Source organism: Methylobacterium sp. WL9 (assembly GCF_008040035.1).
GTDB lineage: Bacteria > Pseudomonadota > Alphaproteobacteria > Rhizobiales > Beijerinckiaceae > Methylobacterium > Methylobacterium thuringiense.
In genome coordinates this window covers 88806-100419 of the sequence record NZ_VRVE01000001.1, presented here as the reverse complement: position 1 = coordinate 100419, position 11614 = coordinate 88806, and the positions used below count along the sequence as shown (strand labels likewise).

Here is an 11614-nt window from a genome sequence, read left to right as displayed (position 1 = left end):
CCACCCTCTATCCCTCCCCAAAGGGGCGAGGGAAGGCGGTTCGCGCCTTGATCCTAATCTACTCGACGACCTTCGGAACCAGAAAATAGCCGTCCTCGGTCTCCGGGGCGTTGGCGACGATGTCGCCCGCGCGGCCACCCTCGGTGACTGCGTCCACGCGCTTTTTCATCACCATCGGGGTGACCGAGGTCATCGGCTCGACGCCGTCGACGTCGACCGCGTTGAGCTGCTCGACGAAGGCGAGGATCGCGTTCAGCTCGCCTTGCAGCGGCGCCACGTCCTCATCCGCGACCGCGATGCGCGCCAGATGCGCGATGCGCCGTACCGTCTTCGCGTCGACCGACATGCCGCCCTTTACCGCCCTCACCGGGAACGGCTGGCTATAGCACCGCCGCTCGCACGCGGGCAACGCTCGCAGGCGCAGGGGCCGTCACGTGATGATGTGGCCGTGCGTGCTCGGCAGGTTCACCGAGATCCCGGGCGGGTGATACAGTTCGGCCCGCCGCGCGCCCATCACCAGCACTTCGACCGCGAGGACCAGCATCAGGAGATGCCGGCGCCGCAGCCGCCACTGCCCCAGCCTGACGACCGCCGGGTCGGGCTTCGCGCGATCCATCGTCGGGCTGGCTGCGGTCAAGGGCGGTCCGAAAAATGGTTAAGCAATCGTTAACGCTACCATGCCGGACCCGATCCCGGTCGCGCCATGATGATCTCTGCGTATGGTGAAGCGGCCGGTGGACAACCCGGTCGCGCGGGACGTAAGCCCGTTTCCATCGCTGCGCTTTTCCGGGAGGCCGATCATGTGGCAGGGCGTCTTCACGGAGTTCCGGCCGGGGCTCCTCTCGACCGAGGTGGATCTCGACCGGGCCGAGGCCGAGCTCGGCTTCGCACTCCCCGCCTCCTACCGGGCCTTCGCCCGCGAATGCGGAGCGGGCCGCATCGGCGGGCAATTGCGCATCGCGACGCCGGTGCCGGAGACCGCCGCCGACCTCGTCACCCGCGCGCATGTCATCGCCCACAGCGTCGCCGTGGCGATCGACAGCCTCAAGGAGAATCCCCTCACCCGCGACGAGCCGCATCGCTTCACCGTCGAAGGCGATTCCGACGCGGCGCTGATGGAGCGGGCCGCGTTCTTCGGCGAGACCGAGGGCGGCAGCTTCCTGTTCTGGGACGTGATCCCGGACGCCTCCGAGTACGAGATCTGGGCGCTCGATGCCGATCTCGAAACCATCCACTACGGCGGGCCCGACCTGCTCGCCCTGGTGCGCGGCCTCCAGGGCGCCGAAATCCTGCACATCCTCGGCGGTGCCGAGGCCCCCCTTCCCGCCGCGTTCGCGGGCGACGACGCCGAAGCCCTCGCCCGGATCGGCGCGGAGGCCGCGCCAGCCGAAGGTCGGGCGTGAACCGGGAGGCGATCGCGGCCTTCGTCGAGGCGTCGCGCGGGGCGCCGCGGCTGATGGGTGTCGACCTCGGCACCAAGACCATCGGTCTCGCGCTCTCCGATGTCGGCCGGCAGATCGCCTCGTCGCTGGAGACGATCAGACGCGTAAAATTCACGCCCGATGCCGGCCGTCTCGCCGAGTTGTGCGGACGCCATCAGGTCGGCGGCCTCGTCATCGGCCTGCCGCTGAACATGGACGGCTCGGAAGGGCCGCGGGTGCAATCGACCCGCAGCTTCGTGCGCAACCTCAAGCCGATCCTGCCGCTTCCGGTCTTCTTCCACGACGAACGCCTGTCGAGCGCCGCTGTGAACCGGATGCTGATCGACGCCGACACCTCCCGCGCGCGGCGGGGCGAGGTCGTCGACAAGCTCGCCGCCGCCTACATCCTGCAGGGGTTTCTCGACGTGATGCGGGGCCTTCTGGAGGCCGAGACCGAAGAGCCCGCTACCTGGTGATGCGCGCGATGACTGCCTCGCGCTCGCGCCGGCTGGCGGCCAGTCTCTCCCTCACGGCCGAGACGACGCTGGCCCGCGCCCGCTCCGGCGTGCCGGATTCGAAGGGCGGCGCCGGGGCGTATTCGAGGTGGAGCTGGATCGCCCGGGCCGCGTCGTCGCTGACGAGTTCGGCGACGAGCGTCAGGGCGAAGTCGATCCCAGCCGTCACGCCGCCTCCGGTGATCAGGTTGCCGTCCTGAACGACGCGGCCCTTGGTCGGGATGGCGCCGAAGGGCGCGAGCAGGTCGTGCGCCCCCCAATGCGTCGTCGCCCTGCGCCCCTTCAGCAGCCCGGCGGCGCCGAGCACCAGGGATCCGGTGCAGACGGAGGTGACGTAGCGGGCGCTCGCGGCCTGCAGGCGAATGAAATCGAGGATCGTCTCGTCCGTGAGGAGGGCGTTCACGCCGGCGCCGCCGGGGATGCAGATCACGTCGAGCTTCGGGCAATCGCCGAGTGTCGTCGTCGGCGTCAGGACGAGGCCTGTGGCGCTCGTGATCGGGTCGAGGGTCTTGGCGACGAGGTGGACCTCGACGTTCGGCAGCAGGGCGAAGACCTCGTAAGGGCCGGTGAGATCCAGTTGCTGGACCTTGGGGAAGGTCAGGAGGCCGATCTGAAGGGGCAAGGGCTTCGCTTCAATTCCGGAATGGCAGGATGTTGCAGCCTTAACGGATCGTCCGCGCTCATGCCTGTTCGCCGTCTGCCCGGCAGCCATGCGCGCAGGACGACGCACGAACGCCCACGGCACCGTTGCCGGCGCTGGCGTGCCGTGAAGACTCGGGCGACATGAGCCCGCGTTCCCTCACTCTCACTGCCGCGCTGATCGCGCGTGCCCATCCGGCGCCGGTCGCCGACGACGAGACCGCCCTGCAGGTGCTTACCGACGCGGAGCTCGCGCCCGGCCTCGCCCGGGCCATCGCCGCCCGCTCGGGCGCCGACGCACCGCTCTGGGTCTTCGCCTACGGATCGCTGATGTGGAACCCGGAATTCGCGGTCGCCGAGCGGCGGATCGGGCATCTGCGCGGTTGGCACCGGCGGTTCTGCCTGCTGCAACGCCGCTTTCGCGGCACGCCCGAGCGGCCCGGCGTCGTGCTGGCGCTCGACCGGGGCGGCTCGTGCCGCGGCGTCGCCTTCCGGCTCGACGGGCGCGATCCCCACGCCGTGCTGATGCCGGTCTGGCGGCGCGAGATGAAGGGCCGGGGCTACGCGGCACGCTGGGTCGCCGTCGAGACCGGCGAGGGGCCGGTCACCGCGCTGACCTTCGTCGTGAACCGCGCCAGCGACCGCTACACCGGCCGCCTCGACGAGCCGGCGATCGCCGACACCATCGCGACGGGCTGCGGGCATCTCGGCCCTAGCGCCGAGTACCTGTTCCACACCGTCACGGCCTGTGCCGCGCTCGGCATCCACGATCCGCACCTGTGGCGGTTGCAGGCTTTGGTGGCGGAACGGTTGGGGGCCTGAGGCATCAGCGGGCCGTCAGCGACACCGCGCCGTTGGCATGCCGCTCGACGCGGCCGTCGAGTTCGAGTTCGAGGAGCGTCGTCTGGACGACACGCACCGGGAGGCCGGCGGCGCGGGACAGGGCGTCGGTACCGATCGGCGTCGGGCTGAGGAACGCGAGCAGCCGGGTGCGGTCGTCGCGCGGCTCCTCGGCATCCGGGTCGAAGTCCAGGGAGGCCGACGGAACCCGGATGGCCGTGCCGTCGAGTTCGATCTCGTCCCAGAAGTCCGGCTGCTCCTCCAGGGCCGGCCGCTTCGGGCCGAGGGCCGCGCCTTCGCCGTAGACGTCGGCCTGCTCCACGAGCGGGGCGATTACCGCGAGGATGTGATCCACCTCCCCCACCAGGGTCGCGCCCTGCCGGATCAGGTCGTTGGTGCCCTCCGCACGCGGGTCGAGCGGCGAGCCCGGCACCGCGAAGACTTCGCGGCCCTGTTCCAGGGCATAGCGGGCGGTGATGAGCGAGCCGGATCGCCGCGCCGCCTCGACCACCAGCGTTCCGAGGCCGAGCCCCGAGATGATGCGGTTGCGCCGGGGAAAGTCGCGCCCGCGCGGCTCCCAGCCCATCGGCATCTCGGCCACCAGCGCCCCTCCCCCGTCGAGGATCTTTTCGACGAGCGCGGCGTGGTTGGCAGGGTAGATCCGGTCGTGACCGCCCGCGAGGACCGCGACGGTGCCGGTGGGCAGCGAGGCCTTGTGCGCGGCGGCGTCGATGCCTCGGGCGAGCCCCGACACGATCACCAGCCCGGCCTCGCCGAGGCCGCGGGCCAGCCGCTCCGTAAAGGTCATCCCGGCGGCGGAGGCGTTGCGGGAGCCGACGATGGCGAGCGCGGGTTTCGCCAGCGCATCGACGTTGCCGCGCACCGCGATCAGCGGCGGTGCGGCGTCCGTCGCCTGCAGGCTGCGCGGAAAGGCGTCTTCACCGGTGGCGAGGAAGCGCACGCCGAGACGGCCGGCGGCGGCGATCTCCTTTTCGATCTCGGCCCGGGAGGGCGGCTTCACCGGCTTGCCGGCGCGCCGGGTGATCTCGGGCAGCGCGTCGAGCGCCCCTGAGGCACCGCCGAAGCGGTTGATCAGACCGCGAAACGTGCGGGGGCCGACGCCGTCGGTGCGGATCAGGCGCAGCCAGTCGAGGCGCTGCGCGTCTGTGAGCTGCATCGCCCCCTCCGTGCCGGGAGGGTGATCGCGAAAAATCAGCCCTTCTGCCCGATGCGCCCTTCGGTGCCGCCGATCAGCCGGCGGATGTTGGGCGCGTGCTTCCACCATAGCAGCGCGGCGAGTGCGAGGAACAGCAGCGCGACCTGCCGATGATCCAATGCCCACAGGACGAGCGGCGTCGCGGCCGAGGCCACGAGAGCGGCGAGGGACGAGTATTTCAGCGTGAAGGCGAGTCCGAGCCAGATCGCGGCGAAGGCGAGCAGCGCCGGCGGGCTCAGGGCCAGCAGCACGCCGAGGAAGGTCGCGACGCCCTTGCCGCCCTTGAAGCCGAGCCAGACCGGAAAGAGATGGCCGAGGAAGGCGCCGAGCCCGGCCGCCAGCGCCGGCCCCTCGCCCCAGAGCCCGGCGATCAGCACCGGCAGAGTGCCCTTGAGGGCGTCGAGCAGGAGCGTCGCGGCGGCGAGGCCCTTGCGGCCGGTGCGCAGCACGTTGGTCGCGCCGATATTGCCCGAGCCGATAGACCGCACGTCGCCGAGCCCGGCGAACTTTGTGAGGATCAGCCCGAAGGGAATCGACCCGAGCAGGTAGCCGAGGGCGAGCCCCGCCAGGATCAGAGGCCAGCCGGCATCGAAACTCATGCGGCACTCTCAAAAAAATCGGAGCGGTGGACGATGCGGCCGCCGACCAGCGTCAGCATCGCCGCGCCCTGCAGCCGCGCCTCGTCGAACGGCGAGTTCTTGGAGCGCGACTTCAGCGCGCGCTTGTCGAGGACGTAAGGCACGTCGGTGTCGATCAGCACGAGGTCGGCCGGTGCGCCGACAGCGAGCCGGCCCGCCTCGCGGCCGAGCAGTTTCGCGGGGTTGGCCGAGAGGGCGGCGAGCAACCGGGCGAGCGGCATGTCGCCGGTATGGAGGAGGCGGAGCGCCGCCCCGAGCAGCGTCTCGATGCCGAGCGCCCCGTCGGCGGCCTCGGCGAAGGGCAGGCGCTTGGTCTCGACGTCCTGCGGGTTGTGATCGGAGACGATCACGTCGATGACGCCGTCGTTCAGCGCCTGCACCACCGCGTGCCGGTCGGCCTCGGTACGCAGCGGCGGCGAGAGCTTGCAGAAGGTGCGATAGTGACCGATGTCGCCCTCGTTCAGCACGAGGTTGTTCACGGACACGCCGCAAGTGACGGGCAGCCCGTCCTGTTTCGCCCGCCGGACGATCTCGACCGAGTCGGCGCAGGAGATCATCGCTGCGTGGTAGCGGGCGCCGGTGAGGCGCACGAGGCGGATGTCACGCTCCAGCATCACCGTCTCGGCCTCGCGCGGGATGCCGGTGAGGCCGAGACGCGAGGCCATCTCGCCCTCGTTCATCACGCCTTCGCCGACGAGGTCCGGCTCCTCGACATGCTGCATCAGCAGCGCGCCGAAATCGCGGGCATAGGTCAGCGCGCGGCGCATCACCTGCGCGTTGGTGACGGCCTTGAGCCCATCGGTGAAGGCGACGGCGCCGGCCTCCTGCAGCAGGCCGAACTCGGTCATCTCCTTACCCGCCAGCCCCTTCGTTATGGCGGCGGCGGGCAGCACGGTGACGCAGGCCGTATCGCGCGCCCGGCGCAGCACGAAGTCGACGATCGGCGCGCCGTCGATCACCGGGTTGGTGTCGGGCATGCAGACCAGCGTGGTGACGCCGCCGGCCGCCGCGGCGGCGCTGGCGCTCGCAAGGGTTTCGCGATGCTCGGCGCCGGGCTCGCCGACGAAGGCACGCAGGTCGATCAGGCCGGACGTGAGCAGCAGGCTGCCACAGTCGATTTTTTGCGAATTTTCGGGGGTGCCGGGGGCGGTGCCCCAGGCGATGTCGGCGATGCGGCCGTCTTCGATCAGGATGGAGCCGAGACCCTCGCGGCCGGTGGCCGGGTCGAGGAGGGTGGCGTTGAGCAGAACGAGCGCGGTCATTCCCCTCTCCCCTCTGCGGGAGAGGGTGGCCCGCGAAGCGGGTCGGGAGAGGGGAGCGACGTTTCCGGAGATGGCGCTCCCCTCTCCCGACCCTCGCTGACGCGAGGGCCACCCTCCCCCGCAGAGGGGGGAGGACTGGGTGCGCGAGCTTCTACTGCGGCGCCAACGACCTCAAGCACCGCATCGCAACTGCTCAGCACCAGATCATTCGAGAACCGAAGCACCTGAAACCCTTGTTGCCTTAGCCAAGCATCGCGCTCGGCATCGCGTCGGCGCCGGGTTTCCGCTTCGCGCGGCGGCCCGTCAAGCTCGACCACGACACGGGCCGACGCGCAGAGGAAATCGACGATGTAAGGTGTCATCGGCACCTGTCGCCGGAACTTGATCCCGCCGAAGCGACCGGCGCGAACCTGTTGCCAGAACAGGGCTTCCGCCTGCGTCATGGCGCTGCGCTGGCCACGGGCGAAAGCGCGAAGCCCTCGGTCGACTGGGTTCAGCGAACCAGAGCGTTCGATCACGGCCGACTCCCGCATGACATGCCAAGGTCGTCCCTCAGTCTTCCGCCTCACAACGCATCTGGGAGGTACCTGCCTGATATCGGCGAAGGTCACCGGCACGCATGTTCCTGTGATCGGCGCAGCACCCGTTTGCCTTGTGGGGCTTGCAGAGCAGGCAGCCCGACCGGGCGTTTTTCGGTCGCTTCCTCTTGTGATGCATCGCGTGCCTCCCGGACACAGATCATGCCACAGCGAAACGGCGCGTCGTGAGAGGACTCAACCTTTCAAAATCAAAAAAGCGACCACAATCACCCGTTCGGCAGATGCGTCGCGAGCACTTCGAGCACCGCCATCCGCACCGCCACCCCCATCTCGACCTGCTCGCGGATCAGCGACTGCGCTCCGTCGGCGATCTCTGACGAGATCTCGACGCCGCGGTTCATCGGGCCGGGATGCATCACCAGGGCGTCGGGGGCGGCCAGCGCCAGCTTGTCGGCGTCGAGACCGTAATAGCGAAAATACTCCTTCACGCTGGGCACGAACGAGCCGTTCATCCGCTCGCGCTGGAGGCGCAGCATCATGACGATGTCGCAGCCGTCGAGACCCTTGCGCATGTCCGTGAACACCTCGACGCCGAAGCGCTCGATGCCGGTGGGGAGCAGGGTCGAGGGGCCGATGACGCGGACGCGGGCGCCGAGCGCCTGGAGCAGGATGATGTTCGAGCGGGCGACGCGCGAGTGCAGGACATCGCCGCAGATCGCGACGCGCAGGCCTTCGATGCGGCCCTTGTTGCGGCGGATGGTGAGCCCGTCGAGGAGCGCCTGGGTCGGGTGCTCGTGGGCGCCGTCGCCGGCATTCACCACCGAGCAGTCGACCTTGCGAGCGAGCAGATGCACGGCGCCGGCCGCGTGATGACGCACCACGATGATGTCGGGTCGCATGGCGTTGAGCGTCGCCGCGGTGTCGATGAGCGTCTCGCCCTTCTTCACCGAGGAGGAGGCGACGGACATGTTCATCACGTCGGCGCCCAGCCGCTTGCCGGCGAGCTCGAACGAGGATTGCGTGCGCGTCGAGGGCTCGAAGAATAGGTTGATCTGCGTGCGGCCGCGCAGCGTGGTGCGCTTCTTCTCGACCTGCCGCGACAGCGCGACCGCCGCCTCGGACTGATCGAGCAGCGCCTCGATGTCGAGGCGCGACAACCCCTCGATGCCGAGGAGATGGCGGTGGGGGAAGCGCGTCGGGGCGGAGGCGGCGGTCATCACAGGGGTTGAGGCTATATTCAGGGGCGAACGGGGCGGCAAGGCGCGCATCGAGCTCCAGGACAATCGGTTCGAGCCCCCCGTTCGGAACAGAGTTTCGTCCCAGCCCCGAATACGTCCTCGAGAAAATATTGAACGATCGCCGGCTAACTCCGTTTCTGAGGTGTCCGGCAGGCGACTTCGTGCGGCGCGGCGACGCGACTCGAACGAGCCTGCAGAAACCTAAAGGTACCCGATGAAGGTTCGTCTTTTCCTCACCGCCAGCGCCCTCTCGCTCGGTCTCGGCCTGTCCTCCGCCGCCGTCGCGCAGGGCATGCAGCCGATGCAGGGACAGCCCGGCATGGAGCAGGGCCAGATGGGTGACGACATGGGCCAGGAGCAGCGGCCGATGAAGCGCACGGCGTCCAAGAAGAAGATGAAGAAGTCCATGAAGAGCCAGAAGGCGATGCGCGGCAATTCCCGCATGAACCAGGGCTCCGGCATGGAGCAGGGCGGCGCAGGAGCCGCAGGCGGCGCCGACGACGGGATGTAACTTTTCGTCCTCGATCGCCGTATGACCTTATGTCCGCCCGTCCGGTTCGACCGGGCGGGCGGTCGTCGTTCGAACAGCATGGACGTGGAAGCCTTGGCCGCCAGCACGATGCCCGCCCCCACCGACCACACCGAGACGGTGCGACGGAAATGGACCTTCCGGCATCCCCTCGTGATCCGGCTGGCCCATTGGATCAACGTGGTCTGCCTCGCGGTGCTGCTGATGAGCGGCCTGCAGATCTTCAACGCGCATCCGGCCCTGTACTGGGGCTCGAAGTCGACCTTCGACGCGCCGGCGCTCGCCATCACCGACGACCAGACCGCGGACGGCACGGCGCGCGGGATCGTCCAGATCGCGGGTCACACCTTCGACACCACCGGCTGGCTCGGGCTCTCGACCTACCAGGGCGAGGATGTCGCCCGCGCCTTTCCGGCCTGGGCCACGCTGCCGGCGAGCCAGAACCTCGCGACGGGCCGGCGCTGGCACTTCCTGTTCGCTTGGGCCTTCGTCATCAATGGGTTCATTTATCTGCTCTACGGGATCGGCAGCGGGCAGTTGCGCCGCCGCATCATTCCCGACGGAGATCAGATCAAGGGCTTCTGGTCCTCGATCCGCGAGCACCTGACGCTGCATTTCCCGAAGGGCGAGGAGGCGCGGCGCTACAATGTGCTGCAGAAGCTGACCTACCTGATCGTCGTACTGGGGCTGCTGCCGCTGATGGTGCTGACCGGTCTCGGGATGTCGCCGGGCGTCAACGCCGTCGCACCCCTCATCCTCGACGTGTTCGGCGGCCGGCAATCCGCCCGAACGATCCACTTCATCGTCGTGAACCTACTGATCCTGTTCGTGATCGTGCACGTGTTGCTGGTGCTCGTATCGGGTGTCTGGAACAACATGCGCTCGATGCTGACCGGTTGGTACACGATCGAGGACGAGACGACCCACGAGCGGAGAGCCGGACGATGACGCGCCGCCTGAACATTCCCGTTCCGCATCGCCGGGGCTTCCTCACCGGGTTCGCCGGCCTGTTCGGCGTGGCGTCGCTCGGCGGCTGCGATAAGTTCGCGGAGAGCACGCGGGGTGTAGAGACCCTGAAGCTCGGCGAAGACGCCAACATGTACGTCCAGCGTCTCGCCCTGACGCCGGCGTCGCTCGCACGCGAATTTTCGGAAGCCGACATTTCGAAGTGGTTCAAGCCGAACGGCACGACCGACCCCGAGGACAAGCCCTACAAGGCGCTGGCAGCCAAGGGTTTCGAGACCTTCCAGCTGCGCATCGACGGCCTCGTCGACAATCCCCAGACGCTGTCGCTGGCGGATCTGCGTGCCCTCCCCTCCCGCACACAGATCACCCGGCACGATTGCGTCGAGGGCTGGAGCGCCATCGGCAAGTGGACCGGCGTGCCGCTGTCGGAACTTTTGAAGAAGGCCGGCTTGAAGCCGCAGGCGCGCTACATCGTCTTCCACTGCGCCGACACGATGGAACTGGCGCCGGGCGGCGACACGGATGAGCAGGCCGCAGACGATGCGGCGCCAACGGACGCGAAGGCCGAATCCGACGGCGGCAGCGCCGCCGCGGATGCCGGCTCGGCCGATACCGGTGCGAAGATGACCGGCGGCGGCGATGCCAAGGGGAAGAAGCCCGACGCGAAGAAGGCGGCCGCCAGCGAAGAGACGCCCTCGGACGCGCCCGGCGGCCGGCCGATCCGCTACTACGAGAGCATCGACCTCACCGACGCCTTCCACCCGCAGACCATCGTCGCCTACGACATGAACGGCAAGCCGCTGCCCGTCTCGAACGGAGCGCCGCTGCGCCTGCGCGTCGAGCGCCAGCTCGGCTACAAGCAGGCCAAGTACATCATGCGCATCGAGGTCGCCGACAGCCTCGCAAAGTTCGGCCAGGGCAACGGCGGTTATTGGGAGGACAACGGGTACGAGTGGTACGCGGGGATTTGAAGGCTACCGAGCCTGATCTGCGATTACCGTCTCTGATGACAGAAGGCGCTTTGCAGGAATGGCAACAGGCCCGTATAATACGTACCGTACGTAACGTCTGTCCCGAGGCTGATCGTGAGTGACCTGACCCGGGTAAGTTCGAAAGAGCTAGTTCGAAATTTCGGGTCGCTCTCGGATAGGGCTTTGAGCGAGCCGGTCGCGATCACACGTAACGGTCGTGACCGCCTCGTACTCTTGTCAGTCGAGGAATACGCTCGGCTCAAGCGTCGCGACCGCAGAGTCCATGACGTTGCGGACCTGTCCGATGCCGCGCTCGATTTGGTCGAGCGCAGCGAGATGGACCCGCGCCACGATCATCTTGATTCGCTCCTGGTCGACTGGACGCCGTGACTCTGCCCAGGCCGGAGCCCGGCCTCGTCATCCGCTACGCCTACCCCTGGCTCTCCGAACATCGTGCCGGATGCGAAGAAGGCGTGAAGGATCGGCCGTGTGCGATCGTGCTGACCGTAGCCGACGAGGCTGACGTGACGCGCTGCCTTGTCGTACCCGTCACCCACAGCGCACCGAGTACATCGACTGAAGCGCTCGAACTGCCTCCCGAGGCGAAGAGGCATCTCGGCCTCGATTCCGAGCGGTCCTGGGTCATCCTGTCCGAATGTAACGACTTCGTCTGGCCCGGCCCCGATCTCCGCCGGGCCGGCACGCAGTGTGATGCGTCCATCGCCTACGGTTTCCTGCCGCCGCGCTTCTTCGCAGAGCTGCGACGCCGGTTCGTTGCGTTGGCACGCGAGCGCCGGAACCTTCGCGTCATTCGGACCGACTGACTCCGCTCCGATTTGA

16 protein-coding genes are annotated in these 11614 nt (G+C 68.5%); 8 read left to right on the top strand and 8 right to left on the bottom strand.

Annotation, left to right across the window (positions count from 1 at the left end):
* Positions 1-58: 58 nt before the first annotated feature.
* On the bottom strand, positions 59-346 hold the full coding sequence (gatC, locus tag FV217_RS00420) for an Asp-tRNA(Asn)/Glu-tRNA(Gln) amidotransferase subunit GatC (RefSeq protein ID WP_147813173.1): 288 nt from the start codon (positions 344-346) through the stop codon (positions 59-61).
* 84 nt (positions 347-430) lie between these two features.
* Positions 431-637: a hypothetical protein gene (locus tag FV217_RS00415; protein ID WP_238231106.1), complete on the bottom strand. Its 207-nt coding sequence runs from the start codon at positions 635-637 to the stop codon at positions 431-433.
* A 163-nt stretch (positions 638-800) separates the two neighbouring features.
* On the opposite strand from FV217_RS00415, the gene FV217_RS00410 reads away from it, so the two are divergent.
* Together FV217_RS00410 and ruvX are read left to right on the top strand one after the other, a co-directional pair.
* On the top strand, positions 801-1403 hold the full coding sequence (locus FV217_RS00410) for an SMI1/KNR4 family protein (protein WP_147813171.1): 603 nt from the start codon (positions 801-803) through the stop codon (positions 1401-1403).
* Entirely contained in the window at positions 1400-1897 is a 498-nt protein-coding gene (gene ruvX / locus FV217_RS00405) for a Holliday junction resolvase RuvX (RefSeq protein ID WP_147813169.1), read from the top strand. The genes FV217_RS00410 and ruvX overlap by 4 nt, the downstream gene beginning before the upstream one ends.
* Here the strand turns inward: ruvX and FV217_RS00400 are convergent.
* Entirely contained in the window at positions 1887-2558 is a 672-nt protein-coding gene (locus FV217_RS00400; RefSeq protein ID WP_147813167.1) for a DJ-1/PfpI family protein, read from the bottom strand. The two genes, ruvX and FV217_RS00400, sit on opposite strands and share 11 nt — an antisense overlap.
* 161 nt (positions 2559-2719) lie before the next feature.
* Here FV217_RS00400 and FV217_RS00395 point away from each other — a divergent pair, with 161 nt between their 5' ends.
* Positions 2720-3397 (top strand): gamma-glutamylcyclotransferase, encoded by a 678-nt coding sequence (locus tag FV217_RS00395; protein WP_147813165.1) that lies wholly within the window; start codon positions 2720-2722, stop codon positions 3395-3397.
* 4 nt (positions 3398-3401) lie between these two features.
* Here the strand turns inward: FV217_RS00395 and dprA are convergent, their stop codons facing one another.
* The 5 genes from dprA to FV217_RS00370 all read right to left on the bottom strand — a co-directional run bounded on the left by dprA (position 3402) and on the right by FV217_RS00370 (position 8287).
* On the bottom strand, positions 3402-4592 hold the full coding sequence (gene dprA, locus FV217_RS00390) for a DNA-processing protein DprA (protein ID WP_147813163.1): 1191 nt from the start codon (positions 4590-4592) through the stop codon (positions 3402-3404).
* A gap of 35 nt (positions 4593-4627) precedes the next feature.
* A complete protein-coding gene (gene plsY, locus FV217_RS00385) occupies positions 4628-5230 on the bottom strand; it encodes a glycerol-3-phosphate 1-O-acyltransferase PlsY (RefSeq protein WP_147813161.1) in 603 nt (200 codons plus the stop codon).
* Positions 5227-6531 carry a dihydroorotase gene (locus FV217_RS00380; protein WP_147813159.1) on the bottom strand — a complete coding sequence of 435 codons (1305 nt, stop codon included), beginning with the start codon at positions 6529-6531 and terminating at the stop codon, positions 5227-5229. The genes plsY and FV217_RS00380 overlap by 4 nt, the downstream gene beginning before the upstream one ends.
* A complete protein-coding gene (locus tag FV217_RS00375; protein WP_246682696.1) occupies positions 6528-6974 on the bottom strand; it encodes a DUF559 domain-containing protein in 447 nt (148 codons plus the stop codon). Before FV217_RS00375 ends, FV217_RS00380 begins: the two co-directional genes overlap by 4 nt.
* A gap of 362 nt (positions 6975-7336) precedes the next feature.
* Positions 7337-8287, bottom strand: a complete 951-nt coding sequence (locus FV217_RS00370) for an aspartate carbamoyltransferase catalytic subunit (RefSeq protein ID WP_147813155.1) — start codon at positions 8285-8287, stop codon at positions 7337-7339.
* A gap of 235 nt (positions 8288-8522) precedes the next feature.
* On the opposite strand from FV217_RS00370, the gene FV217_RS00365 reads away from it, so the two are divergent.
* The 5 genes from FV217_RS00365 (at position 8523) to FV217_RS00345 (ending at position 11598) form a co-directional block, all read left to right on the top strand.
* Positions 8523-8819, top strand: a complete 297-nt coding sequence (locus tag FV217_RS00365; RefSeq protein ID WP_147813153.1) for a hypothetical protein — start codon at positions 8523-8525, stop codon at positions 8817-8819.
* 108 nt (positions 8820-8927) lie between these two features.
* A complete protein-coding gene (locus FV217_RS00360) occupies positions 8928-9785 on the top strand; it encodes a cytochrome b/b6 domain-containing protein (RefSeq protein WP_147813408.1) in 858 nt (285 codons plus the stop codon).
* Entirely contained in the window at positions 9782-10774 is a 993-nt protein-coding gene (locus FV217_RS00355; RefSeq protein ID WP_147813151.1) for a molybdopterin-dependent oxidoreductase, read from the top strand. The genes FV217_RS00360 and FV217_RS00355 overlap by 4 nt, the downstream gene beginning before the upstream one ends.
* A gap of 114 nt (positions 10775-10888) precedes the next feature.
* Positions 10889-11164, top strand: a complete 276-nt coding sequence (locus FV217_RS00350; RefSeq protein WP_306424627.1) for a type II toxin-antitoxin system Phd/YefM family antitoxin — start codon at positions 10889-10891, stop codon at positions 11162-11164.
* Positions 11161-11598 carry a hypothetical protein gene (locus FV217_RS00345; protein WP_147813149.1) on the top strand — a complete coding sequence of 146 codons (438 nt, stop codon included), beginning with the start codon at positions 11161-11163 and terminating at the stop codon, positions 11596-11598. The genes FV217_RS00350 and FV217_RS00345 overlap by 4 nt, the downstream gene beginning before the upstream one ends.
* Positions 11599-11614: the final 16 nt, after the last annotated feature.